Annotated in this window: 21 protein-coding genes and 1 tRNA gene; 17 read left to right on the top strand and 5 right to left on the bottom strand. The window is 68.2% G+C overall.

All coding sequences use genetic code 11. From position 1 onward, the window contains the following. Positions 1 to 51: 51 nt before the first annotated feature. From AC1DTF_RS27480 to AC1DTF_RS27470, 3 genes are read left to right on the top strand one after another with little or no spacing between them, the layout of a single operon-like run. A complete protein-coding gene (locus AC1DTF_RS27480; RefSeq protein ID WP_477476360.1) occupies positions 52 to 4,215 on the top strand; it encodes an Ig-like domain-containing protein in 4,164 nt (1,387 codons plus the stop codon). An 18-nt stretch (positions 4,216 to 4,233) separates the two neighbouring features. After that, positions 4,234 to 4,866, top strand: coding sequence for a GIY-YIG nuclease family protein (locus AC1DTF_RS27475; protein ID WP_477476359.1), 633 nt, complete (start codon positions 4,234 to 4,236; stop codon positions 4,864 to 4,866). A 2-nt stretch (positions 4,867 to 4,868) separates the two neighbouring features. Further along, positions 4,869 to 5,639 (top strand): glutaminyl-peptide cyclotransferase, encoded by a 771-nt coding sequence (locus tag AC1DTF_RS27470; protein ID WP_477476358.1) that lies wholly within the window; start codon positions 4,869 to 4,871, stop codon positions 5,637 to 5,639. Here AC1DTF_RS27470 and AC1DTF_RS27465 read toward each other — a convergent pair. From AC1DTF_RS27465 to AC1DTF_RS27455, 3 genes are all read right to left on the bottom strand, one after another. Continuing rightward, positions 5,618 to 6,526, bottom strand: coding sequence for an SDR family NAD(P)-dependent oxidoreductase (locus tag AC1DTF_RS27465; protein WP_477476357.1), 909 nt, complete (start codon positions 6,524 to 6,526; stop codon positions 5,618 to 5,620). The two genes, AC1DTF_RS27470 and AC1DTF_RS27465, sit on opposite strands and share 22 nt — an antisense overlap. Next, positions 6,523 to 7,128, bottom strand: coding sequence for a TetR/AcrR family transcriptional regulator (locus AC1DTF_RS27460; protein ID WP_477476356.1), 606 nt, complete (start codon positions 7,126 to 7,128; stop codon positions 6,523 to 6,525). The genes AC1DTF_RS27465 and AC1DTF_RS27460 overlap by 4 nt, the downstream gene beginning before the upstream one ends. Before the next feature lie 132 nt (positions 7,129 to 7,260). After that, positions 7,261 to 7,333 (bottom strand) — tRNA-Arg (locus AC1DTF_RS27455). Between the two features lie 101 nt (positions 7,334 to 7,434). On the opposite strand from AC1DTF_RS27455, the gene argS reads away from it, so the two are divergent. The 8 genes from argS to AC1DTF_RS27415 all read left to right on the top strand — a co-directional run bounded on the left by argS (position 7,435) and on the right by AC1DTF_RS27415 (position 17,557). Continuing rightward, positions 7,435 to 9,087 carry an arginine--tRNA ligase gene (gene argS / locus AC1DTF_RS27450; protein WP_477476355.1) on the top strand — a complete coding sequence of 551 codons (1,653 nt, stop codon included), beginning with the start codon at positions 7,435 to 7,437 and terminating at the stop codon, positions 9,085 to 9,087. A 53-nt stretch (positions 9,088 to 9,140) separates the two neighbouring features. Further along, entirely contained in the window at positions 9,141 to 10,475 is a 1,335-nt protein-coding gene (gene lysA, locus AC1DTF_RS27445) for a diaminopimelate decarboxylase (protein ID WP_477476362.1), read from the top strand. Continuing rightward, positions 10,472 to 11,791, top strand: a complete 1,320-nt coding sequence (locus tag AC1DTF_RS27440) for a homoserine dehydrogenase (RefSeq protein ID WP_477476354.1) — start codon at positions 10,472 to 10,474, stop codon at positions 11,789 to 11,791. The genes lysA and AC1DTF_RS27440 overlap by 4 nt, the downstream gene beginning before the upstream one ends. After that, positions 11,788 to 12,888, top strand: coding sequence for a threonine synthase (thrC, locus tag AC1DTF_RS27435; protein ID WP_477476353.1), 1,101 nt, complete (start codon positions 11,788 to 11,790; stop codon positions 12,886 to 12,888). Before AC1DTF_RS27440 ends, thrC begins: the two co-directional genes overlap by 4 nt. Before the next feature lie 14 nt (positions 12,889 to 12,902). Continuing rightward, a complete protein-coding gene (thrB, locus tag AC1DTF_RS27430) occupies positions 12,903 to 13,856 on the top strand; it encodes a homoserine kinase (RefSeq protein ID WP_477476352.1) in 954 nt (317 codons plus the stop codon). Positions 13,857 to 14,144: 288 nt separating this feature from the next. Further along, positions 14,145 to 16,160: a transcription termination factor Rho gene (gene rho / locus AC1DTF_RS27425; RefSeq protein ID WP_477476351.1), complete on the top strand. Its 2,016-nt coding sequence runs from the start codon at positions 14,145 to 14,147 to the stop codon at positions 16,158 to 16,160. Positions 16,161 to 16,274: 114 nt separating this feature from the next. Further along, positions 16,275 to 16,985, top strand: a complete 711-nt coding sequence (locus tag AC1DTF_RS27420) for a VOC family protein (protein ID WP_477476350.1) — start codon at positions 16,275 to 16,277, stop codon at positions 16,983 to 16,985. After that, complete coding sequence (locus AC1DTF_RS27415; RefSeq protein ID WP_477476349.1) at positions 16,973 to 17,557, top strand: PadR family transcriptional regulator; 585 nt, start codon at positions 16,973 to 16,975, stop codon at positions 17,555 to 17,557. The genes AC1DTF_RS27420 and AC1DTF_RS27415 overlap by 13 nt, the downstream gene beginning before the upstream one ends. On the opposite strand, the gene AC1DTF_RS27410 is transcribed toward AC1DTF_RS27415, so the two are convergent. Then, positions 17,554 to 18,153 carry a TetR/AcrR family transcriptional regulator gene (locus AC1DTF_RS27410; RefSeq protein ID WP_057165945.1) on the bottom strand — a complete coding sequence of 200 codons (600 nt, stop codon included), beginning with the start codon at positions 18,151 to 18,153 and terminating at the stop codon, positions 17,554 to 17,556. The two genes, AC1DTF_RS27415 and AC1DTF_RS27410, sit on opposite strands and share 4 nt — an antisense overlap. Before the next feature lie 143 nt (positions 18,154 to 18,296). On the opposite strand from AC1DTF_RS27410, the gene fadD1 reads away from it, so the two are divergent. After that, entirely contained in the window at positions 18,297 to 19,874 is a 1,578-nt protein-coding gene (fadD1, locus tag AC1DTF_RS27405) for a fatty-acid--CoA ligase FadD1 (protein WP_477476348.1), read from the top strand. On the opposite strand, the gene AC1DTF_RS27400 is transcribed toward fadD1, so the two are convergent. Continuing rightward, positions 19,865 to 20,056 (bottom strand): hypothetical protein, encoded by a 192-nt coding sequence (locus tag AC1DTF_RS27400; protein ID WP_057165947.1) that lies wholly within the window; start codon positions 20,054 to 20,056, stop codon positions 19,865 to 19,867. The genes fadD1 and AC1DTF_RS27400 overlap by 10 nt on opposite strands. Positions 20,057 to 20,279: 223 nt before the next feature. Between AC1DTF_RS27400 and rpmE the strand changes: the two genes are divergently transcribed. The 5 genes from rpmE to AC1DTF_RS27375 all read left to right on the top strand — a co-directional run. Then, on the top strand, positions 20,280 to 20,510 hold the full coding sequence (rpmE, locus tag AC1DTF_RS27395; protein ID WP_477476347.1) for a 50S ribosomal protein L31: 231 nt from the start codon (positions 20,280 to 20,282) through the stop codon (positions 20,508 to 20,510). A gap of 83 nt (positions 20,511 to 20,593) precedes the next feature. Next, positions 20,594 to 21,667, top strand: a complete 1,074-nt coding sequence (gene prfA / locus AC1DTF_RS27390) for a peptide chain release factor 1 (RefSeq protein WP_477476346.1) — start codon at positions 20,594 to 20,596, stop codon at positions 21,665 to 21,667. Next, positions 21,667 to 22,500: a peptide chain release factor N(5)-glutamine methyltransferase gene (prmC, locus tag AC1DTF_RS27385; protein WP_477476345.1), complete on the top strand. Its 834-nt coding sequence runs from the start codon at positions 21,667 to 21,669 to the stop codon at positions 22,498 to 22,500. Before prfA ends, prmC begins: the two co-directional genes overlap by 1 nt. A 5-nt stretch (positions 22,501 to 22,505) precedes the next feature. After that, a complete protein-coding gene (locus tag AC1DTF_RS27380) occupies positions 22,506 to 23,183 on the top strand; it encodes an L-threonylcarbamoyladenylate synthase (protein ID WP_057165951.1) in 678 nt (225 codons plus the stop codon). A 51-nt stretch (positions 23,184 to 23,234) separates the two neighbouring features. Continuing rightward, on the top strand, positions 23,235 to 23,996 hold a 762-nt coding region (locus AC1DTF_RS27375), incomplete at its 3' end, for a glycosyltransferase family 4 protein (RefSeq protein WP_477476361.1).

Below are 23,996 nucleotides of genomic sequence, written 5' to 3'. Positions count from 1 at the left end.
GGCCAGATGCGCGCTTAGCGGAGTGTGTGGAGCGGGCAACCGGGAGTGAAGATGCAATTGCGCTACGGCAGCCATGTCGGTCGGGTCGGCGCCCTGGCCGTCGCGCTCGGAATCGGCACGGCGATCGCGGCACCCGCGGGCGTCGCCTGGGCCGCTCCCGACGATCCGGCGACGACGTCCTCGCCATCGGAGACCGACCCGGACGGCAGCGCCGAGACCGACACGTCGGTGACCGAGCCGGCCGGCGAGGAACCGAGCGCCGCTGACCCCGCCGGTCCGACGCTTCCGACGAGCAGCCCGCGTTCGGTCGCAGGCGCTGACGAGGACGAGGCGCCGAAGCCGAGAAAGAAGAAGCGCACCCTCGCCACGCAGGCGCGCACCGCCGACACGGCGGTGACCAGCAGCCGAACGGCCGAACGGCCCCGCCTCGAGCAGACGACCACGGGTGCCGCGCGGGAGGCCGCCCCGGCGGTCGATGCGACGGCCACGGTCGCCGCGACCCAGCCGTCGGTCACCACGGTGCCCGCTGCGCTCGCCGCCACACCGGTCGTGATGAACCCGGTCCAGGCAGTCGGCCGGCTGATCAGCAGTGTCCTGCGGCCGGTGTTGTCCACGGTGCTCGGCGTGCTGCCCGGCGGATCCACCGACTCGCCGCTGGCCTGGGTGCTGCTCGCGGCCGCCCGTCGTCAGGTCGGACAACCCGGGCAGGCGATTGCCGATGTCGCGGCCCGCCAGAGCGTCGCCGCCGCGGTGGTGACCAACGCTCCGCCCACCGCGGCGGTGATCTGGGGCCGACCGGACGCGACCACCGGCACGGTCGTCGGGCAACTGTTCGCCAGTGACCCCGAGGGCAAGAAGGTCGCGGTGACGGTCGTGCCCTCACCCACCCCGATCCCGGGCACGGTGGCCTACAACGCCAAGACCGCGACCATCACCTACACGCCGACCACGGCGCAGCGCTTCGCCGCGAATGCGACGCCCGGCGAGGACACTGTGGCGATCACCCTCAGGGTGACCGATGCGGTGAACAACGCCGACGTGTCGATCAGCATGCCGGTGAGCCCATCGCCGTTCTATGAGAGCGCCGGGTACACCGGTGTCAGCGGGCCGAGCGCGGTGGCTGCGACGAACACCCGGGCGTACATCACCAACCGCAACAACGGCACCGTCACCGTCTACGACACGGTCAACAACGCGGTCGTCGGCACCTATCAGGTGGGTGGCGCACCCGACGGTATCGCCGTGAAGGGCGACGGCACCCGGATCTACGTGTCGAGTTCGACGGGCAACACGGTCACCGTCATCGACACCGCCACCGGCGTCACGAAGGCCACCATCGTGGTTGCCAATCCCACTGCCATCGCCATCAATCCGGCCGGCAGCGTCGTCTACGTCGCGAACGGTTCCGGGGCGACCATCACCAAGATCAGCACCTCGACCAACAAGACCGCAGGCACGGTCAGACTCACCGCGGGTGGCACGGCAACCGAACTCGCCGTGAGCGCCGACGGAAAGCGCATCTACGTCGCCGGCGCCAAGGCCGCCGGTGGCGGCCAGATCTCGTCGTTCTCCTCCACCGCGACAGCGGCCACAGTGATTGCCGATACCGGTTCTGCGCCAATCGGTATCGCGTTCAGTCAGGCTCTCCAGAAGCTGTATGTCGCCGATGCGGACGGTGGACTGACCATCGTCAATACCGCCACCAACACCGCTGGGTTCTTGAACATCGGGCATCCGCTGTCCGGCATCGCCCTCACCAAGGACAGCTCGGCCCTGATGGTCACCACCAGCACAGGTCTGGTGGCGGCCCTGAGTACCGCCGATGCCGCCGCGGTGGGGGTGACCACGCTCGGGGTGGTGTCGGCCCAGCCGGTCCTGGTCATCAGCCCGGATGGCACCAAGATGTTCGTCACCGACCTCGGCAACGGCACGGTGCACGCCCTGTCCCTCGCCCCGCCGAACACCACACCGTTCTCCAGCGACCCCCGTTACAGCGTCACCAATGCCGCGACCGGGGCGCTCACCGGACAACTGGGAGTCGTCGACTTCGACGGCGATCCGCTGACCTACAAGGTGGTCACCAACCCCACCAAGGGCAAGTTGGTCTTCAACGCCAACGGGACCTACACCTACACGCCCACCGCCGCCGCCCGGCACGCCGCATCGAAGGTGGGCGCGCCCGCCTCGGTGACGACGGACTCCTTCGCCGTGGACGTGTCGGACGGGCGCAACGGCGTGCTGCGCCAAACCATCACCGTGGCAATCGTTCCCGCGAACAAGGTCCCGACCGTCAGCACGAGCATCGGGGCCCCCGCGGCCTCGACGGGCGCCGTCAAGGTGACCATCAAGACCGCCGACGGCGACAACGACAAGAGAACCTTCACCACCACCGACCCGGCGAAGGGCACCGTCACGGTCACGGGGGCCGGGACGTTCACCTACACACCCACCCCTGCGGCACTTGCCGCGGCGAAGGCGCCCGGCGCCGCCTATGCGGCCAAGAACGACACGTTCACCGTGACCGTCGACGACGGTTTCGGCGGCGTCGTGCCCGTCACGGTGAACGTCAAGATCGGGGCCGCGAACGTCAAGCCCACCGCGGCCACCGCGAATGTGAGTGCGACTCAACCGCGTACGGGAGTGGTCAGCGGATCGGTCGGCGCCCTCGACACCGATGGCGATGTGCTCAGCTACACCGCGAGCGCGACGACGAAGGGCACGGTCACCCTCAACGCCGACGGCTCGTTCACCTACACACCCACCGCGGCCGCCCGGTTGGCCGCCTCGAAGCCCGGGGCCAGCTCGGCCACCAAGTCCGAGACCATCACCTTCACCGTGAGCGACGGGTTCGGCGGCGTGGTGACCAAGGCGCTCAAGGTGACGATCGCCGCGAACCCGCCGACCAACGATGCGCCGACCAACGGCGTCGGGACGGTGACGGACACATCCACGGCCATCGGGACCGTGACCGGCGTCGTCACCGCCACCGACCCCGACGGCGACGCGCTGACCTACAGCCTGAAGACCGGCCCGGCGTTCGGTGTGGTGAAGGTGAACGCCAACGGGCAGTTCACCTACACCCCCGATGTGGACGCCCGCTACCGCGCGCTGGTGACCGCAGGCGAGGACACCGACAGCTTCGTGGTCACCATCACCGACAGCTTCGGCAAGCAGGGCACGGCGACAGTGCAGGTCACCATCGCGCCACCGTCGGCCTCGGCGATCGACCAGCGGGGCACGACAATCGCCGTCAACACCCAGCAGATGTACTTCTACTCGCAGGCCGACACCGACAAGGCGCTGGGACTGCTCAAGGCCGCCGGCGTCGACACCATTCGGATCCTGTTGCCCTGGGCCGGTGTCGAACCCGCCGACGACACCTTCGATTGGTCGGCGGTGGACCGGATGGTCAACAGTGCCAACGCCAATGGCATCGCGGTTCTCGCCACGATCAACACCACGCCGGACTGGGCCGCTGTCCCCGGCCAGCAGATCTACACCGCAGCGCCGGCTGACATCGAGGCGTACGGCGATTTCGTCTCCGCGGTGGCAACCCGCTACCAGGGCAAGATCGCCGACTACGAGATCTGGAATGAGCCCAACTACGAGGGCTTCTGGGAACCCGCGCCCGACGCGGCGGCGTACACCGCCCTGCTCAAGATCGCCTACAACGCGATCAAGGCGGCCGACCCCAACGCCACCGTCATCGGCGCATCGGTGGCCGCGGTGGCCGAGGTCCCGGGCGGCCCGGCGATCAACCCGGTGACCTACCTGTCCCAGATGTACGCGGCGGGCGCCGCCGGATACTTCGACGCGTTGGCCTTCCACCCCTACCAGTACGCGAAGGCGTTCTCGGCGCAGGAGGGCCATGCCGGTGTGCCCTTCACCCAGGCCCAGCAGCTGCACGCGGTGATGGTCGCCAACGGCGACGGGCACAAGAAGATCTGGGCCACCGAATACGGGCAACCGGCCTCCGAGGGCGGTGAGGCCGTCCAGGCTGCCTACGTCGGTGATTTCCTGCGCGCGTGGCGCAGCCTGGAGTTCGCCGGGCCGGCGTTCATCCACACTCTGGCGGACTATCCCGATCCGTTCCCGGACCAGGCCTCCATGGGCCTGTTCCGCCAGGACTGGACCCCCAAACCGGTGGTTGCGGTGGTCACCCAGGTGATCGCGGAGAACCAGGCGATCAACGCGGCGGGTGCCATGTCGGCCTAGGCGGCTAGGCTGAGGGACATGGCCGAGTCGATATCCGCGAAGAAGAATGCCGCCGCGGTCGCCAATTTCCTTGCTGCTCAGCTGCATACGCGTGACGAGGTCTTCAGCGATCTGGACGTGGTGCCCGCTGCGGCCGGTGCCTACGGGTGGTGGTTCCGCGAGATCCCGAGCGGCATCGATACCGCCGGGTGCGAACAACGCGACGGGTGGACGTTGCTGTACGTCGGCATCAGCCCCGGCCCGCCACGGGCGGACGGCAAGCCGCGCGCTCCCCAGGATCTGCGCAAACGCATCCGCTACCACTTCGGTGCGGGCAACGCCGGTGCGGACGGGTCCACGCTGCGCAAGTCGCTCGGCGTCCTGCTCGGTGAACAGCTCGGTTTCGCGCTGCGCCGGATCGGCTCGGGCAAGAGGCAGACCTTCGCCGGCGGCGAGGCCGTCCTGACCCAGTGGATGGCCGAGAATGCCGCGGTGTCCTGGGTGCTGCATCCCGAGCCGTGGTTCCTGGAACCCAAGCTGATCAATGCGTTGGTGCTGCCGCTGAACTTCCAGGACAACGAGCGAAACGCCTTCGCGCCGGAACTCAAGAGACTGCGCAAGGATGCCGGGGTGAAGGCCGGCAAGATGCGCGTGCTCGGGGAGTGGACCTGACCATGCGGCGCGTTGCTTCCCGTTCGGTGCTGGTGCCTGCGCTTCTCGCTGCGACGGTGATCGCCGCACCGGTTGCGCGGGCCGAACCGGTGCCCGTCGTCCAGCCCACCGTCGTGGCGGTGGTCCCGCATGATCCCGGCGCCTACAGCGAAGGACTGGAGTTCGACGGCCCGGCGCTGTACGAGGCCACCGGTGAGGTAGGCAAATCCGAACTGCGGCAAGTCGATCCGGCGACGGGAGCGGTGATCCGTGCGGTGCCGCTGCCCAACGATTATTTCGGTGAAGGCATCTCTGTGGTGGGGGACAGCATCTGGCAGCTGACCTACCGGGACGGTGTGGCGATCGAATGGGACAAGGCGTCGTTCACGCCCCGCCGCGAGGTGCCGGTCGAGGGGCAGGCCTGGGGCCTGTGCCACGACGGTGGGAGATTCATCAGCAGCGACGGCAGCGACGTGCTGCGGTTTCGCGACGCCACGACGTTCGCCGAGACCGGCAGCATCCGCGTGACCCGCGACGGTCAACCGGTGAGCGGCCTGAACGAACTCGAGTGCGTCGACGGGCAGGTGTGGGCCGCCGCGTGGCCGGATGACACCTTCGTCCGGATCGATCCCGGGACCGGCGTGGTGAACCTGGTCGCCGATGTCTCCCAGCTCTGGCCCGCAGCGCAACGCAATTCGCGCCTGGTGGTCAGTGGGATCGCGCACATCGCCGGCTCGGAATACCTGATCAGCGGCAAGGAATGGCCGCAGAGCTACCGGGTCGTCCTGCCGTAGACCAGCTGCGTGCTCGTCTCCCACAGGTCGCGCGCCGTGGCGGTGTCATAGGACTGCTCCGACGACCGAATCGACTTGGCGCCCTCGAAGTACTCGCCGGTGACCCCGTCGAATCGTGGGTCGATGGCCAGCGCGGCCAACCGCGCTCCCGAGGTGGCCACCGCGTTGACGTTGGGCAGCACCCGCAGCAGCGGAGACATCAAGCGCCACAGGATCTTCTGTGCCGGGGTGTAGTCGCGTGACAGGCCCGAGGTCGGCATCAGTCCAGGGTCGAACGCCGTCACGGTGATGCCCTCGGCACCGTGGCCGAGCCGGCGGTCGAGTTCGTAGGTGTAGAGCACATTGCACAGCTTCGAGGTGGTGTAGCGGCGCCGGCCGTCGACGGGCTCGCCGGGCTGCGGATGGGCGAGCGCCTCGGCTGAGGTGTAGCGCGGGTGCGGCATGCCGGTGAACTTCTTGGGGTCGTGGGTGCCGCTGGCGACCATGACGATTCGGGCCGGTGCGACGAGGTGGTCACGGAGCCCCTCGATGAGCGCGAAATGTCCGAGATGGTTGACGCCGAAGGTCGTCTCCACGCCGTCTTCGGTCCGCCGGATGCCGGACACCACCTGAAGACCGGCGTTGCCGATGACGGCGTGCAGCGGCGGCAGGCCGGCGGCGGTGAACGTGGTGGTGAAGTCACGCACCGAGTGCAGCGACGCCAGATCGCAGGCCAGCACCGTGCACCGGTCGGGGGAGCCGAGTTCGGCGACGGCGGCCTCGCCCCGGGACGCATCGCGGACGGCGAGCACGATATGCCAGGACTCGTCGCGGGCCAGGATCGCCCGGGCGCATTCGAGGCCCAGACCCGCATTGGCCCCGGTGATGATGATCGATCGGGTGTTCAATTCTCCTCCAACAGGATTGGGATCAGGGCCTCGACGGCCTGGATCAGCCGGACATACATCCGGTCGACATCGGTGGAGTCCGGTTCGAGGTGCTCGGCGAAGAACACGCCGTCCGACATCGCGGTGGCGACGGCGGCGAGTTCGGTGACGACGCGGTCTGCCTTCTCCGGTGCGATGTCGGCGGGCAGCATCTGGCGGATCACACCGGCGAACCCGGCGATCGCGGTATCGCGGACCCGGCGGATCGCGGCGGCCACGGCGGGATGGTCACTGCGCTCCAGCGACAGCATGTACATCAGCCGGAAGAAATCCGGGTTGGCCACCATGAGCTTCGCGACGGCGGCTCGCTGGGTTTCGATGTCGGGGCTGTCGCGGGGGATCTGGGCGAAGTAGCGCTCGGCGCCGCGCTCCATCACGGCGGCGAGCACGCCCTCCTTGGACCCGAAGTGCCAGTAGATGGAACTCGCGGGCAGGCCGGTCTCCCGGCGGATGTGGCTGATCGAGGTGGCCGCGTAGCCCTGGGTCGACATCAGCCGTTCGGTCGCGTCGAGGATCACCTCGCGGGAGTCCTCGCCCTGGCGCTGTCGCTTGGTCGGTGTCATCGGCGTCGATTCCTATCTGTAAGGATCGTTACAGACACGGTAGCAGAGACAATCGGACGCCGACATGGGGAACGAACGGGTGCGGGAGGGAGAGTGGCACGCCGGTGAGTCGGCCGTGCGGTTCGAGATGAGTGCCCCCGGCAGGAATCGAACCTGCGGCCTTCTGCTCCGGAGGCAGACGCTCTATCCCCTGAGCTACGGGGGCGCAAACAGTGATGCTGCGCCGTTGGGCGTGCACAGCGTAACGCATCTTCAACCGGTAATGGATTCGGGACCTGAGTACCCCGCACCATAGGATGGTCCCTCGTGACACCTGCCGACCTGGCTGCCCTGCTCAAGACCACCGCTGCCGCGGTCCTGGCCGAGCACAGCCTCGATACCAGCGCACTGCCCGAGACGATCACCGTCGAGCGGCCGCGTAACCCTGAGCACGGCGACTACGCCACCAACGTGGCCCTGCAACTCGCCAAGAAGGTCGGGGTCAACCCACGCGAGCTGGCCGGCTGGCTGGCCGCCGCGCTGGCCGAGGCCGACGGCATCGCCGCCGCCGAGATCGCCGGACCCGGGTTCGTCAACCTGCGCATCGAGGCGTCCGCACAGGGCGTCGTCGTCACCAACGTGCTGTCCGCCGCGGCCGACTACGGCCACTCGACCGACCTGGCCGCCCAGAACATCAACCTGGAGTTCGTGTCGGCCAACCCGACCGGCCCCATCCACATCGGCGGCACCCGCTGGGCCGCCGTCGGTGACGCGCTCGGCCGGCTGCTGAGCACCCAGGGCGCTCAGGTCACCCGCGAGTACTACTTCAACGACCATGGCGCCCAGATCGACCGGTTCGCGCGCTCGCTGGTCGCCGCCGCCAAGGGTGAGCCCGCACCCGAGGACGGCTACGCCGGCAGCTACATCAATGACATCGCCGCCGCCATCCTGGCCCAGGCTCCCGACGCGTTGAGCCTGCCCGCCGATCAGCAGCAGGAGACCTTCCGTGCCATCGGTGTGGACCTGATGTTCACCCACATCAAGCAGTCGTTGCACGACTTCGGCACCGACTTCGACGTCTACACCCACGAAGACTCGATGCACACCTCGGGCCGGGTGGACCAGGCCATCGCGCGGCTGCGTGACAACGGCAGCATCTACGAGAAGGACGGCGCAACCTGGTTGCGCACCACCGCATTCGGTGACGACAAGGACCGGGTGGTCATCAAGAGCGACGGTAACCCGGCCTATGTCGCCGGTGACCTCGCCTACTACCTGGACAAGCGCGAACGCGGGTTCAACCTGTGCATCTACATGCTCGGCGCCGACCACCACGGCTACATCGCCCGGCTGAAGGCCGCGGCAGCGGCCCTCGGTGACGACCCGGCCACCGTCGAGGTGCTGATCGGCCAGATGGTCAATCTGGTCCGCGACGGTCAGCCCGTCCGGATGAGCAAGCGGGCCGGCACCGTCATCACCCTCGATGACCTGGTGGACGCCATCGGTGTCGACGCCGCCCGGTACGTGCTGATCCGGTCGTCGGTGAACAGCCCGATCGACATCGACCTGGCGCTGTGGTCCTCGGCGTCCAACGAGAACCCGGTCTACTACGTGCAATACGCGCACGCCCGGCTTTCGGCCCTGGCGCGCAACGCCGCCGAACTCGGGCTGACCGCGGACACCGCGCATCTCGATCTGTTGACCCATGACCGCGAGGCCACCCTGATCCGGACCCTCGGGGAGTTCGGGCGGATCCTCACAACGGCCGCCTCGCTGCGGGAACCGCACCGCGTGTGCCGGTACCTCGAAGACCTGGCCGGCGACTACCACCGGTTCTACGACTCCTGCCGGGTGCTGCCCCAGGGCGACGAGACGGCCGGCGACCTGAACGCGGCGCGCCTCGCACTGTGCGAGGCCACCCGACAGGTCATCGCCAACGGTCTGACCATCCTCGGTGTCAGCGCCCCGGAGCGGATGTGAGCGCACAGCCGGGCACCGGTGTGCCGCCCCAACCGCAGAGCGCCGACGAGATCATGCTGTTGGCCCCGAATGTCTGGCCGCAGAACCTGGTTCGCGGTGCGGACGGCGTCGTGTCGGTGGCCGGCGTCTCGGTGGCCGACCTGGCCGCAGAATTCGGCACCCCGCTGTTCGTGATCGACGAGGACGACTTCCGGGGACGCTGCCGCGAGATCGCCTCGGCCTTCGGTGGCGGCGAACACGTGCACTATGCCTCCAAGGCGTTCCTGTGCAGCGAGGTCGCCCGATGGGTGCACCAGGAAGGCCTGTCGCTGGACGTGGCCACCGGCGGCGAGCTCGCCATCGCGTTGCACGCCGACTTCCCGGCCGAGCGAATCACCGTGCACGGCAACAACAAGTCCGTCGATGAGCTCACCACCGCGGTGAACGCCGGCGTCGGGCACATCGTGGTCGACTCCGAGATCGAGATCGAGCGACTGGAGTCCATCGCCGGTGCGGCGGGCGTCGTCCAGGATGTGCTGGTGCGCGTCACCCCCGGCGTGGAGGCGCACACCCACGAGTTCATCTCCACCGCGCACGAGGACCAGAAGTTCGGGCTGTCGCTGGCCAGCGGTGCCGCGCTGGAGGCGGTCCGCAGGGTCTTCGCCACCCAGAACCTGCGTCTGGTCGGCCTGCACTGCCACGTCGGCTCCCAGATCTTCGATGTGTCCGGCTTCGAGATCGCCGCGCGCCGCCTGCTCGGTCTGCTGCGCGATGTCGTCGCCGAATTCGGTGTCGAGAAGACCGCACAGATGGACATCCTCGATCTCGGTGGCGGCCTCGGCATCTCGTATCTTCCGCACGACAATCCGCCGCCGATGAAGGAACTGGCCGACAAGCTCAAGGCCATCGTGAAGCACGAATCGGCGGCGGTCGGACTGCCCACCCCGACGCTGGTGGTCGAACCCGGGCGCGCGATCGCCGGGCCCGGCACCATCACCCTCTACGAGGTCGGAACCATCAAAGATGTGGCCATCTCGGCCGACAAGCACCGGCGCTACGTCAGCGTGGACGGCGGCATGAGCGACAACATCCGGCCCGCGCTGTACAACGCCGAATACGACGCCCGGCTGGTGTCCCGGGTCAGCGATGCGCCCGCGGTGCTGGCCCGCATCGTCGGGAAGCACTGCGAGAGCGGCGACATCATCGTCCGCGACACCTGGGTGTCCGAGGATCTCATCCCGGGTGACCTGCTGGCCGTCGCTGCGACCGGTGCGTACTGCTATTCGATGTCGAGCCGGTACAACCTGCTGCGGCGCCCGGCCGTGGTCGCGGTGAAGGACGGAAGTGCGCGACTGATTCTGCGCCGGGAAACCGTCGAGGATCTTCTGAGCTTGGAGGTTGGACAATGAGTGAAAAGGCCATCGGCGTAGCGGTTCTCGGACTCGGTAACGTCGGCACCGAGGTGGTGCGCATCATCGAGGAGAGCGCCACCGACCTGGAGGCACGCATCGGTGCACCGCTGGAGCTGCGCGGGGTCGGGGTGCGCCGGGTCGCCAAGGATCGCGGGGTCCCGGTCGGCCTGCTCACCGATGACGTCGACGCACTCGTCTCGCGCGATGACGTCGACATCGTGGTGGAACTGATGGGACCGGTGGAACCGGCCCGCAAGGCCATCATGGCCGCTCTGGAGAAGGGCAAGTCGGTCGTCACCGCCAACAAGGCGCTGATGGCCCAGTCCACCGGTGAGCTGGCGCAGGCTGCCGAAAAGGCACGCGTCGACCTGTATTTCGAGGCGGCCGTCGCCGGTGCGATCCCGGTGATCCGACCGCTGACGCAGTCGCTGGCCGGTGACACGGTGCTGCGGGTGGCCGGCATCGTCAACGGCACCACCAATTACATCCTGTCGGCGATGAACGACACCGGGGCCTCCTACGAGGACGCCCTGGCCGATGCCAGCGCGCTGGGCTACGCCGAGGCCGACCCGACCGCCGACGTCGAGGGATACGACGCCGCGGCCAAGGCCGCCATCCTCGCCTCCATCGCGTTCCACACCCGGGTGACCGCCGACGACGTCTACCGCGAAGGCATCACCAAGGTCAGCGCCGCGGACTTCGAATCCGCCAAGGCGCTCGGCTGCAACATCAAATTGCTGGCCATCTGCGAGCGGCTCACCAGCGGCAAGGGCARGCAACGGGTTTCGGCCCGGGTGTACCCGGCGCTGGTCCCGCTGGACCATCCGTTGGCCACGGTCAACGGCGCGTTCAACGCCGTGGTCGTCGAGGCCGAAGCCGCCGGCCGGCTGATGTTCTACGGCCAGGGTGCCGGCGGCGCACCGACCGCCTCGGCGGTGATGGGCGATCTGGTGATGGCCGCGCGTAACCGCGTCCAGGGCGGCCGCGGACCGCGCGAGTCGAAGTACGCCAAGCTGCCGATCGCGTCGATCGGCGCCATCCCCACCCGGTACTACGTCAACATGAACGTCAAGGACCAGCCGGGCGTCCTGTCCGCCGTCGCAGCGGAATTCAGCCGGCATGAGGTCAGCATCGCCGAGGTCCGGCAGCAGGGTATGACCGATACCGAGGGTGAGCCGTGCGGCGCCCAGATTGTCGTCGTCACCCACCAGGCCACCGACGCCGCCCTGTCCGAGACCGTCAAGGCGCTCGCCGAACTCGACGTCGTGCAGACCATCAACAGTGTGCTTCGTATGGAAGGAACCACAGCATGACCGACGGGGCGAGTGGAGCCGGCGCACGAGCAGCAGTGCACCAGGCATGGCCGGGACTGATCGGCGCCTATCGGGATCGTCTGYCGGTCGAGGACAGTTGGACCCCGATCACGTTGCTGGAGGGCGGAACTCCGCTGATCCACGCCAAGCGGCTGTCCGAGCAGACCGGATGTACGGTGCACCTCAAGGTGGAGGGGCTCAACCCCACCGGCTCGTTCAAGGACCGTGGCATGACGATGGCGGTCACCGATGCGATCGCCCGCGGCCAGCAGGCCGTGCTGTGCGCATCCACCGGCAACACCTCGGCCTCGGCGGCGGCGTACGCGGCCAAGGCCGGAATCACCTGCGCGGTGCTGATCCCGCAGGGCAAGATCGCGATGGGCAAGCTCGCCCAGGCAGTCATGCACGGCGCCAAGATCATTCAGGTCCAAGGCAACTTCGACGACTGTCTGGAACTGGCCCGCAAGCTGACCGCGGACTATCCGACCATCGCACTGGTCAACTCGGTGAACCCGGTGCGCATCGAGGGGCAGAAGACCGCCGCCTTCGAGATCATCGACGTGCTGGGCACCGCACCGGACGTGCATTCGCTGCCGGTCGGCAACGCCGGAAACATCACCGCGTACTGGCGCGGCTATCGCGAGTACCACCGCGACGGCCTCTCGGACCGGCTGCCGCGGATGCTCGGAACCCAGGCTGCCGGCGCCGCGCCACTGGTCAGCGGACACCCGGTGAGCAACCCGGAGACCATCGCCACCGCGATCCGCATCGGCTCGCCGGCGTCGTGGAACTCCGCGGTGGAAGCCCAGGAACAGTCCGGGGGACGCTTCCTGGCCGCGACCGACGAGGAGATCCTGGCCGCCTACCGTCTGGTGGCGGCTGCCGAGGGTGTGTTCGTGGAGCCCGCGTCGGCGGCAAGCATTGCCGGCCTGCTCAAGTCGATCGAGGACGGCTGGGTCAAGCCCGGGTCCACCGTGGTGTGCACCGTCACCGGTAACGGCCTGAAGGACCCCGACACTGCCCTCAAGGGCATGCCCGAAGTCACCCCCATCGCGGTCGATCCGGCCGCGGTGGTGGCGAAACTGGGTCTGGGCTGACGGTCGGATCCTTGGTGAGCAAAAGTCTGCCGGCCGGGCTGCGGGCCCGTGCCGTCGTTGCGGCCTCCAGCGCGAACCTCGGACCGGGATTCGACAGTCTCGGCCTGGCGTTGAGTCTGTATGACGAGATCATCGTCGAGACAACCGATTCCGGCCTCGTCATCGAGGTGCAGGGTCAAGGTGCCGGCCAGGTCCCGCTGACCGCCGACCACCTGGTGGTGCGTGCGATCGAGCGTGGAATGGCTGCCGCCGGCCTGCGCGCTGATGGACTGAACGTCCAGTGCCGCAATGCAATTCCGCATTCGCGCGGCCTCGGATCGTCCGCTGCTGCCGTCGTCGGAGGTTTGGCGGTGGTAAATGGCTTTGCTGCGCAGCTTGATTCGACCGAACTGACGATCGACGAGTTGGTGCAACTGTCCTCGGAGTTCGAAGGTCACCCCGACAATGCGGCAGCCGCGGTGCTCGGAGGTGCGGTCGTCTCCTGGACGGAAGACGGCAGCGATCCGGCCCGCTATGACGCGGCGCATCTGCAGTTGCATCCCGACATCCGGCTTTTCCCGGCGATCCCCGAAACCCGGTCATCGACCGCGGCGACCAGAGGACTGCTGCCCGAACAGGTCAGTCACACCGACGCGCGGTTCAACCTGGCACGGTCGGCGATGCTGGTGGTGGCACTCACCCAGCGCCCGGATCTGCTGCTGGAGGCGACCGGTGACCGGCTGCACCAGACGCAGCGTGCGCCCGCGATGCCCGCCTCGGCGGAATATCTCGCCGTACTCCGGCGTTCTGGGGTAGCAGCGGTGCTTTCAGGCGCCGGACCAGCGGTGATAGCTCTGACCAACGGATCCGATCTGCCGGCCCAGGTGCTCGAATACGGTACCGCCAATGGTTTCACGGTGACCGAGATGTCGGCCGGAGACGGTGTGCGCTGGAACGCGGAGACCCCCGCCCAGACTGTGTCGGGTTAACACGCGAATGCGTGGCGCTCCTTGCTTCCAGCTCTGATGCGGGTTATTCTCGCTTCCGTCCAGCAATCGCAGCGGCTCTACCTGCGCCGACACTAGGACGACTACCCAATCTTTCGTTTCACTCGTGGACTGATGGTTCGCCGCACGCCGGTGGGCCCAGGTGATCACTGTTGCGCAGGCGATGGTGACGCCGCGGAAGAACACGCGTTCAGCTCTTCGGCTGAGTGCAGATGACCTTCGGGGAACCCCTCGCGCACTTGCGATATGCGAGGGAAAGAAAGGAAATCCGTGACTGATACGGACCTCTTCACGGCAAGCGACAGCGGCGAAACCGCCGCAGATTCCGCTGCCGTGGATTCAGGCAAAGCCGCGCGGAGCGCAGGCACACGTGGCGGCCGTTCCGGCTCGCTGACGTCGATGCTGCTCCCTGACCTGCGCGCGCTGGCCGGTGAAGTAGGTGTCAAAGGCACCTCGGGCATGCGTAAGGGCGATCTGATCGCCGCCATCAAGGAACGTCGGGGCGAGAGCAACGGTGCACCTGCCGCTGCTGCGGCGCCGGCACCCGCCGAAGCAGCCMCGGCCCCGGCAGCGGAGTCGGCACCAGCCGCACCGCAGGCAGGCGCCGGTGAGGCCCCGCAGCAGAGCAACCCGCAGCGCCGTGAGCGCCGCAGCGCGGCGCGCCAGTCCGGTGCGCCGGAGGGCCAGAAGGCGCAGGACGCCAACGGCGCCAAGGCCGAGAACGAGGGCGCGCAGGAACCTGCACGCTCGGAAAAGGCCGACAACACCGCCGGCAACCGCAATGCGGACAACCGCAATGCGGACAACCGCAACGCCGACAACCGCAACGCCGACAACTCGGACACCCGTTCGGAGCCGCGCGAGAACCGTTCGCCCAGGAACGCCGAGGGCGGCGACCAGCAGGGCAGCGGTCAGCAGAACCGCAACAGCGGCGGTAACAGCGGTGGCGGCAACGCCAACAACTCGAACAACAACAACAACGATGACGGGGACGACCGTCAGGGCCGTCGCGGCCGGCGGTTCCGCGACCGTAAGCGCCGCGGAGAGCGTGGCGACGGCGGCAGCTCCGGTGGCGGCGACCGCGGCGATCGCGGTGATCGCGACACCGAACTGCGCGAGGACGATGTCGTCCAGCCGGTGGCCGGCATCCTCGACGTGCTCGACAACTACGCGTTCGTGCGGACCTCCGGCTACCTGGCCGGCCCGAACGACGTCTACGTGTCGATGAACATGGTGCGCAAGAACGGTCTGCGCCGCGGCGACGCGGTGACCGGCGCCGTGCGGGTGGCCCGCGAGGGTGAGAACACCGGCGGCGGCAACAACCCGCGCCAGAAGTTCAATCCGCTGGTCCGCCTGGACACCGTCAACGGTGGCCCGGTGGAGAACGCCAAGAACCGGCCGGACTTCCAGAAGCTGACGCCGCTGTATCCGAACCAGCGACTGCGCCTGGAGACCACTCCGGACCGCCTCACCACCCGCGTGATCGACCTGATCATGCCGATCGGTAAGGGTCAGCGCGCGCTGATCGTGTCACCGCCCAAGGCCGGTAAGACCACGATCATGCAGGACATCGCGAACGCGATCACCAAGAACAATCCGGAATGCCACCTGATGGTCGTGCTCGTCGACGAGCGCCCGGAAGAGGTCACCGACATGCAGCGTTCGGTGGTCGGCGAGGTCATCGCCTCGACGTTCGACCGTCCGCCGTCAGACCACACCCAGGCCGCCGAACTGGCCATCGAGCGGGCCAAGCGCCTGGTCGAGCAGGGCAAGGACGTGGTGGTACTGCTGGACTCGATCACCCGCCTGGGCCGCGCGTACAACAACGCGTCGCCGGCATCGGGCCGCATCCTGTCCGGTGGTGTCGACTCGACCGCGCTGTACCCGCCCAAGCGTTTTCTGGGCGCGGCGCGCAACATCGAGTTCGGTGGCTCGCTGACGATCATCGCCACGGCCATGGTCGAGACCGGCTCCACCGGTGACACCGTGATCTTCGAGGAGTTCAAGGGCACCGGTAACGCCGAGCTCAAGCTGGACCGCAAGATCGCCGAGCGGCGTGTGTTCCCGGCCGTCGACGTCAACCCGTCGGGTACCCGTAAGGACGAGTTGCTGCTGGGTGCCGACGAGTTCGCGGTGGTGCACAAGCTGCGTCGGGTGCTGTCGGGTCTGGATCCGCATCAGGCCATCGACCTGCTGATGAGCCAGCTGCGCAAGACCAAGACCAACTACGAGTTCCTGGTCCAGGTCTCCAAGAACACCCCGGGCGGAAACAGCGACAACGACTGATCCCCGCTGCGCGAGCAGTCACGAATGGCCCCGTTTCCCCTGCGAAACGGGGCCATTTGTGTCTGCTCGCCAGGACGGAAGGTATCGCTAGTCAAAGTTGAGTACTCTGGGAGTGTGCCCGCCACCACCGTCCCGCTGCTGCCCTGCGTCGCGCCCGAATCGACCGTGGAGTTCTACGAAACGCTCGGCTTCGACACCTCCGATCAGCAGACCAAGCCGTACCTCTACCTCGCGTTCACCTTCGACGGTGTCGACCTGCACTTCAAGGAGGCGGCGCCCGGCCTCGACATCAGCCACGAACTGAGCGGCGGCTGCCTGTTCTTCGTCGACGGGGTCGCCGAGTATCACGACGCGTTCAGTGCCCGCCTACGCCGGCGTTACGGGCGCGTCCCCGCCACGGGCCTACCCCGCATCGAACGACTCCGCCCCGGCCAGAGCCGATTCCAGATCCTGGACCCCTCCGGAAACTGCATCGTCTTCATCAACCGCGCCGAAGAGGACATCGAGTACGGCGGTTCGACGGCGCTCACGGGGCTGGCCAAGGCGCACGACAATGTGCGGATCTTCCGGGATTTCAAGAACGACGACGAACTGGCCGCCCGCGCGCTGGACACCGCGTTGCAGCGACACCGCGACACGGCGAGCCGGGTGGATCTTGCCCGCGCCCTGGCCGACCGGGTGGAACTCGCCATCGCGCTCGCCGACCCCGAGGCCGAAGCCTCCGCCGCTGCGGCGCTGGAGGCGATGGCGCTCACCGGCGCCGAACGCGAGGCCATCGCCCTGGAACTCGGGGCCATCGCCACACTGAGGCAATGGCTGGCGTAACCGCACCCACCGTCCGACTGCTGGTGCTCGGCATGGTGCACACCCATGCCGACCGCGACGGCATGCACGGCTACGCCATCCACAAGGAACTGATGTCGTGGCGCGTCGACACCTGGACGGCGGTCAAGCCGCCGTCGATCTATCACGCGGTCAAACAGCTCACCAGGGAAGGGCTGTTGCGCGCCGCCGAACCCGCGAGCAGCCCGCGCGGCCCCAGCCGGGTCTCCTATGCGATCACCGAGGCCGGTGTCGAGGAGTTCCGCCGGCTCCTGCAGAGCGCACTGGTCAGTCCGGGTATCGAGGAGCTCGGCGCGGGCATCGCGTTCATGCGCTGCCTGCCCCGCAGTACGGTCGCCGCGCTGTTGCGCACCCAGCTGCAGACCACGCGCGACATCGGCGAACAGCTACAGGACATGAAGTCGCTGTGGCCCGAACCCGGCGAGCCACCGCATGCACAGCACCTGCTGGATCTGTGGCGGGGCTCGTTCGCCGCGCACGCCGGCTGGACAGCCGCCATGGTGGAACGCATCGCGGCGGGGGAGTTCCGCTTCGCCGACGACCCAGTCGGCTAGACCGTAGGAGCGCTGCGCAGCGCGGGGATCAGATAGCGCCGGACATGGGTGAGAAGCTGCGCCGAATCGGTCGGATCCAGCGTCTCGCCCGGCACCGTCGCCAACGAAATCACAATGCGGGCAACCCATTCCGAAGCCTCGTCGATGACGACATCGGAATGGATCTCGCCGCTGTCCCGTGCGGCGATCAAGTAGCGCGACCAGAATCCGGCCAGATCGGGCACCAGGCCCTGTACGCCGGCGCCGGCGCAGGCGGCGAACTCCTCGGGCTCGTCGACCCGCAGCTTCATCAGCAAGGCGCCCGGATCGTCATAGGCGGTGCGGCCGTGCCGGATGCCCGCGACGATCTGCTCGTCGAGTCCCTGGATCTCTTCGAGGACCGCGTGTGCCTGCGACCAGTACACCTCGTTGAGGCGCACGATCGCGGCGCCGAGCAGGGTGACCTTGTCCGGGAAGTGCCGGTAGAGCCAGCCCCGGGACACCCCTGCGGTTTCGGCCACCTCCGAGACGGTGGTGGCCCGGATGCCCTTGGCGTGCAGACACACCTCGGCCGCATCGATCAGGCGATCGCGGACGGTGGCCGTGCTGGTGGGCACTTGCGGGCTCCTCGATGGTCGGGATCTGCGGATTAGCAGACGTGTTGCTGCATTCTGCCAACAACCCCACCGATACGGTGGAGCAGGCCAGCAATGGTAGACAGTTCGCAGAATCTGTTCACCGAGACGGAGGTGCCCCGGGAATGGCGGAGACCCTGCAACAACTGCTGCGCACTCGGGCCGAGGGCGACACCGTCGCGGTCAAATACGGCAACGACGTCTGGACCTGGCGCGAACACATCGCCGACGCCGGTCGCCAGGCCGCGGCTCTGATCGCCCTCGCCGACCCCGCACGACCGCTGCACGTCGGCGCATTACTGGGCAACTCGCCGCGCATGCTCACCGCCCTGGCCGCCGCCGGGCTCGGCGGTTACGTGCTGTGCGGTATCAACACCACCCGGCGCGGGGACGCCCTGGCCCGTGACATCGCCAAGGTCGACGTCCAGATCGTGCTCACCGACGCCGACCACCGCCATCTGCTCGACGGGCTGGACCTGCCCGGCGTCACCGTGATCGACACGTCCGCAGGGCAGTGGGCGCGGCTGCTCGCCGAGGCCCCTGAGCTCACGCCGCACCGGGAATGCGCGCCGGACGACACCTTCATGATGATCTTCACCTCGGGTACCAGCGGCGAACCCAAGGCCGTCGAGGTGCCGCATTCGACGGTGCTGTTCGCCGGCAGCGCCCTGGTGCAGCGCTACGAGCTGAGCGATCGGGACACCTGTTACCTGGCCATGCCGCTGTTCCACTCCAACGCCGTCTACGCGGGATGGAGCGTCGCGCTCGGCGCGGGTGCGGCGATGGCGCCCGCGACGTTCTCGGCGTCGTCGTTCCTGCCCGACATCCGGCGCTACGGCGCCACCTACATGAACTACGTCGGCAAGCCGCTGGCCTACATCCTGGCCACCACCGAAGGCCCGGACGACGCCGACAACCCGTTGCGCGTTGCGTTCGGCAACGAGGCCGCCGACCGCGACATCGAAGCCTTCGGTCGACGATTCGGGTGCACGGTGTGGGACGGATTCGGTTCCACCGAGACCGCCGTGATCATCACCAGGCTGGAGAACTGCCCGTCCGGCTCGATCGGCCAGGGCTTCCCGGGCGTCGCGATCTACAACTCCGAGACCGGTCAGGAATGCGAGGTCGCGCGTTTCGATGCCAACGGCGCCCTGCTGAACGCCGAGGCCGCCACGGGGGAGTTGGTCAACACCACCGGCAGCGGGCTGTTCCGCGGCTACTACAACGACCCCGGCGCCACCGGGGAGCGGCTGCGCGGCGGCATCTACTGGTCCGGTGACCTCGCCTACCGCGACGAGGACGGCTGGATCTACCTGGCCGGCCGCACGGCGGACTGGATGCGGGTCGACGGCGAGAACCTGACGACGGCCCCGATCGAGCGGATTCTGCTGCGACTCGACGCCATCAACCGGGTGGCGGTGTATCCCGTCCCTGACGAACATGTCGGCGATCAGGTGATGGCGGCCATGGTGCTACAGGACGACGCCGACCTCACCCCGGCCGCATTCGCCGAGTTCCTCGCCGCCCAGGCCGACCTGTCGCCCAAGGCGCGGCCGCGCTTCGTCTGGATCGCCGAGGACCTGCCCAGCACCGCGACCAACAAGATCCTCAAACGCGAACTGGTCGCCCTCGGCACCGCACCGCAAGGCCGCCGCATCTGGAAACGCGACGGTCAGAGCTACCAGGTGGTCGATCAGCCGTAGATCACCGACGGCAGCGTGGGTGCCGGCGGGGGCGGTGGCAGTGGCGGCACCGTGACCACGACGCCTGGTGGTGGTGGCGGCGGCGTGGGTGGCGGTGGCGTTGCCGCCGAGCCGGCTCCGACGATCAGGGCGGCGATGCCGGCGGCGACGGTGCCGTGGCTGACTGTCTTGAGCAGTTCCATGGTCCCACCTCGTTTCTCCGGATCGGATGAGGTCTTTCCGTCTATCGGCTACCCGGGGCGGAGACGGCTGACACCCGGGAATAGCAGGCGGTGGTGAGGCGTTTTCGCATTCGACGGTTGACCTGGCATAATTCACCGTCGACCCTCGGTTCCGGTTCACGCTCGAAGACTCCCAGGTCTGGGCTCGGGCGACCCGGCGGCCTACGATTGCAGAGGAAAAGCCATGAAATCGGGTATTCACCCCACTTACGCCGAGACCAACGTGGTCTGCGGCTGCGGTAACACCTTCACGACCCGCAGCACCAAGGACAACGGCCACATCGTGGTCGAGGTCTGCTCGCAGTGCCACCCGTTCTACACCGGCAAGCAGAAGATCCTCGACAGCGGCGGCCRTGTTGCCCGCTTCGAGAAGCGCTACGGCAAGCGCGACACCAAGGCTGCTGMAGACAACTAGCTGAGCTATCGGCGCCCGAACCTGGCACACGTGTCAGGACCGGGCGCCGATTTGCGTCTACAGGCCGTTTTTGAGGAGTCCAGGTGACCGATACCGCACCCGCGATTGAGGCGTTGCTCGCGGAGCACGCCGACCTGGAGACCCAGCTCGCCGATCCCGGCCTGCACGCGGACGCCGGTGCGGCCCGCCGCGTCGGGCGCCGATTCGCGCAGATCTCGCCGATCGTCTCGACGTACCGCAAGCTGGAAACGGTCCGCGGCGACCTGGAGRCCGCCCGTGAGYTGGCGGCCGAAGACGAGGCGTTCGCCGCCGAGGTGCCCGAGCTCGAGGCACGTGCCGCCGAACTCGACGGCCGGCTCACCGATCTGCTGGCCCCGCGCGATCCGCACGACGCCGACGATGTCGTGCTCGAGGTGAAATCCGGTGAGGGCGGCGAGGAATCGGCACTGTTCGCCTCCGACCTCGCCCGCATGTACATCCGGTACGCCGAGCGGCACGGCTGGACGGTGACCGTGCTCGACGAGACGTGGTCGGATCTGGGCGGCTACAAGGACGCCACCATCACCATCGCGAGCAAGGGCGATTCCGCCGACGGCGTCTGGTCGCGGATGAAATTCGAGGGCGGTGTGCACCGCGTGCAGCGCGTGCCCGTCACCGAATCTCAAGGCCGGGTGCACACCTCGGCCGCCGGCGTGCTCGTCTATCCCGAACCCGACGACGTCGAGGCCGTTCAGATCGACGACTCCGATCTGCGCATCGACGTCTACCGGTCCTCGGGCAAGGGCGGCCAGGGCGTCAACACCACCGACTCCGCGGTCCGCATCACCCACCTGCCCACCGGCATTGTCGTCACCTGCCAGAACGAGCGCAGCCAGCTGCAGAACAAGGCGCGCGCCATGGTGGTGCTCGCGGCCCGGCTGCAGGCACTGGCCGAGGAGCAGGCCTCCGCGGACGCCTCGGCGGACCGCGCCAGCCAGATCCGCACCGTCGACCGCAGCGAACGGATCCGCACGTACAACTACCCGGAGAACCGGATCGCCGACCACCGCATCAACTTCAAGTCGCACAACCTCGACCAGGTGCTCGACGGCGACATGGATGCGCTGCTGGACGCTCTCGCGGCCGCCGACAAGCAGGCGCGCCTTCAGCAGGCGTGATGAACGCGCTGCAGCAGGCGATCTCGGACGCGGCCACAGCGCTGGCCGCAGCCGGCGTCGACTCCGCGCGCACCGATGCCGAACAGCTGGCCGCCCATGTGATCGGCACCGACCGCGGCCGGCTCATGTTCGCCGAGCCGGGCCCCGGTTTCCTGGACGAATTCCGCGCCCTGGTCGGGCAGCGCGCGCTGCGAATTCCGTTGCAGCACCTGTTGGGTAGTGCCGCCTTCGGTCCGCTGACGCTGGCCGTCGGGCCAGGGGTGTTCATCCCGCGGCCCGAGACCGAGGCGCTGCTGGAATGGGCGCAGGCGGTCCCCGTCCCGCCCGGCGGCGTGATCGTGGACCTGTGCACGGGTTCGGGCGCGCTCGCACTCGCCCTGGCCTCCTACCGACCCGACGCCCGCGTCATCGCGGTGGAGCGCTCCGAGCAGGCGCTGCGCTACGCCGGCACCAATGTGGACGGCACGGCGGTGGAATTGGTGCACGCCGATGTCACCGACCGCGATGTGCTGGCCGACCTCAGCGGCAAGGTCGATCTGGTGGTCGCGAATCCGCCCTATATTCCCGACGGTGCAGAACTGGAACCCGAAGTGGCAGAACATGATCCGCACGTCGCGCTGTTCGGCGGCGCCGACGGGATGGCTGTCATCGCCCCGATCGTCGAGCTCGTGTCGCGGCTGCTGCGGCCCGGCGGGCAGGTGGGGGTCGAGCATGACGACACCACGTCGGCGGCCACCGTCGAGCTCTTCGGCGCCGCCGGCGTCTTCACCGATGTCGCGGCACGCCGCGACCTGGCCGGTCGGCACCGGTTCGTCACCGCGGTGAGAAGCTGAATGGCATGAGCCAGCTCTTCGACTGTGCGGACCCCGAACAGCGGGCCACCGGCCTCACGTCGGCGATCAGCGCCGTCAAGGGCGGGGGACTGGTCGTGCTGCCCACCGACACCGTCTACGGCATCGGCGCGGACGCCTTCAACAGCGAAGCGGTGACCGCGTTGCTCGCGGCCAAGAACCGGGGGCGCGATATGCCGGTCGGCGTGCTCGTCGGCTCCTGGCACACCATCGACGGACTGGTCTATGCGGTGCCGCCTGCTGCGCGTGAGCTCATCCAGGCCTTCTGGCCGGGCGCGCTGAGCCTGGTGGTCCGCCACGCCCCGTCGCTGCACTGGGACCTCGGCGACGCCAACAACACCGTCATGCTCCGCATGCCGCTGCAGCCGGTGGCCATCGAACTGCTGCGCGAGGTCGGCCCGATGGCCGTCTCCAGTGCGAACATCTCCGGTTTCCCGGCCGCGGTCACCGCCGCGGATGCGCAGGCCCAGCTGGGCGCGCGGGTCGAGGTGTACCTCGACGGGGGACCGTCGCCACAGGGGGCGGCCTCCACGATCGTGGATGTGTCCGGCGCACAGCCGCGGGTGCTGCGGGAAGGCCCGGTCTCGGTTGCCGACGTCGCCCGGGTACTCGGCGTGGAAGCCGACGCACTCACACCCGAGGACACCCGTGGGACCACCCCTTAGGCCACAGCCTCTTCGCGTACGGTTCACCCCGTGGTGAGCGAATCGGTCTGGATGGCTGACGGTCTGCTCGCCCTGTCGGACCGCGGCGCGGGCGTCCCGCTGCGCGAACTCGCGCTCGTCGGGCTCACCGCCGCCATCATCACCTACTTCGCGACCGGCTGGGTCCGGGTGCTGGCCATCCGGGTCGGGGCGGTCGCCTACCCGCGCGAACGCGATGTGCACGTAGCGCCCACGCCACGAATGGGCGGGCTGGCGATCTACATCGGTGTGGTGGTCGCGGTGCTGCTGGCGTCCCAGCTGCCCGCGCTCAATCGCGGGTTCGTGTATTCGACCGGTATGCCCGCGGTGGTGGTCGCCGGCGGACTCATCATGCTGGTCGGCCTCATCGACGACCGGTGGGGCCTGGACGCGCTGACCAAATTCGCCGGCCAGATCACCGCTGCCAGCGTGCTGGTCACCATGGGGGTGGCGTGGAGTGTGCTGTACATCCCGATCGGCGGCGTCGGCACCATCGTGCTGGATCAGGTCACCTCGATCCTGCTCACGCTGGCGTTGACGGTCTCCATCGTCAACGCCATGAACTTCGTCGACGGTCTCGACGGTCTGGCCGCCGGGCTCGGTCTGATCACCGCCCTGGCCATCTGCATCTTCTCGGTGGGCCTGCTCCGCGATCACGGTGGCGATGTGCTGTTCTACCCGCCGGCCATGATCTCGGTGGTACTCGCCGGTGCGTGTCTGGGATTTCTGCCGCACAACTTCCACCGCGCGAAGATCTTCATGGGCGACTCGGGGTCGATGCTGATCGGCCTGATG

Source organism: Mycobacterium sp. P4_H6, assembly GCF_056400845.1.
The sequence above is the reverse complement of the archived record's forward strand: the minus strand, read 5'-3'. Positions and strand labels throughout refer to the sequence as shown.

What these genes read in the sequence shown, in the direction of transcription:
- AC1DTF_RS27470 (WP_477476358.1), top strand. Translation starts at nt 4,869, where the DNA reads ATGCGGCGCGTTGCTTCCCGTTCGGTGCTGGTGCCTGCGCTTCTCGCT.
- AC1DTF_RS27400 (WP_057165947.1), bottom strand. Translation starts at nt 20,056, where the DNA reads ATGGAACTGCTCAAGACAGTCAGCCACGGCACCGTCGCCGCCGGCATC.
- lysA (WP_477476362.1), top strand. Translation starts at nt 9,141, where the DNA reads ATGCTGTTGGCCCCGAATGTCTGGCCGCAGAACCTGGTTCGCGGTGCG.
- AC1DTF_RS27460 (WP_477476356.1), bottom strand. Translation starts at nt 7,128, where the DNA reads ATGACACCGACCAAGCGACAGCGCCAGGGCGAGGACTCCCGCGAGGTG.
- AC1DTF_RS27480 (WP_477476360.1), top strand. Translation starts at nt 52, where the DNA reads ATGCAATTGCGCTACGGCAGCCATGTCGGTCGGGTCGGCGCCCTGGCC.
- AC1DTF_RS27415 (WP_477476349.1), top strand. Translation starts at nt 16,973, where the DNA reads ATGGCTGGCGTAACCGCACCCACCGTCCGACTGCTGGTGCTCGGCATG.
- prmC (WP_477476345.1), top strand. Translation starts at nt 21,667, where the DNA reads ATGAACGCGCTGCAGCAGGCGATCTCGGACGCGGCCACAGCGCTGGCC.
- AC1DTF_RS27380 (WP_057165951.1), top strand. Translation starts at nt 22,506, where the DNA reads ATGAGCCAGCTCTTCGACTGTGCGGACCCCGAACAGCGGGCCACCGGC.
- AC1DTF_RS27475 (WP_477476359.1), top strand. Translation starts at nt 4,234, where the DNA reads ATGGCCGAGTCGATATCCGCGAAGAAGAATGCCGCCGCGGTCGCCAAT.
- fadD1 (WP_477476348.1), top strand. Translation starts at nt 18,297, where the DNA reads ATGGCGGAGACCCTGCAACAACTGCTGCGCACTCGGGCCGAGGGCGAC.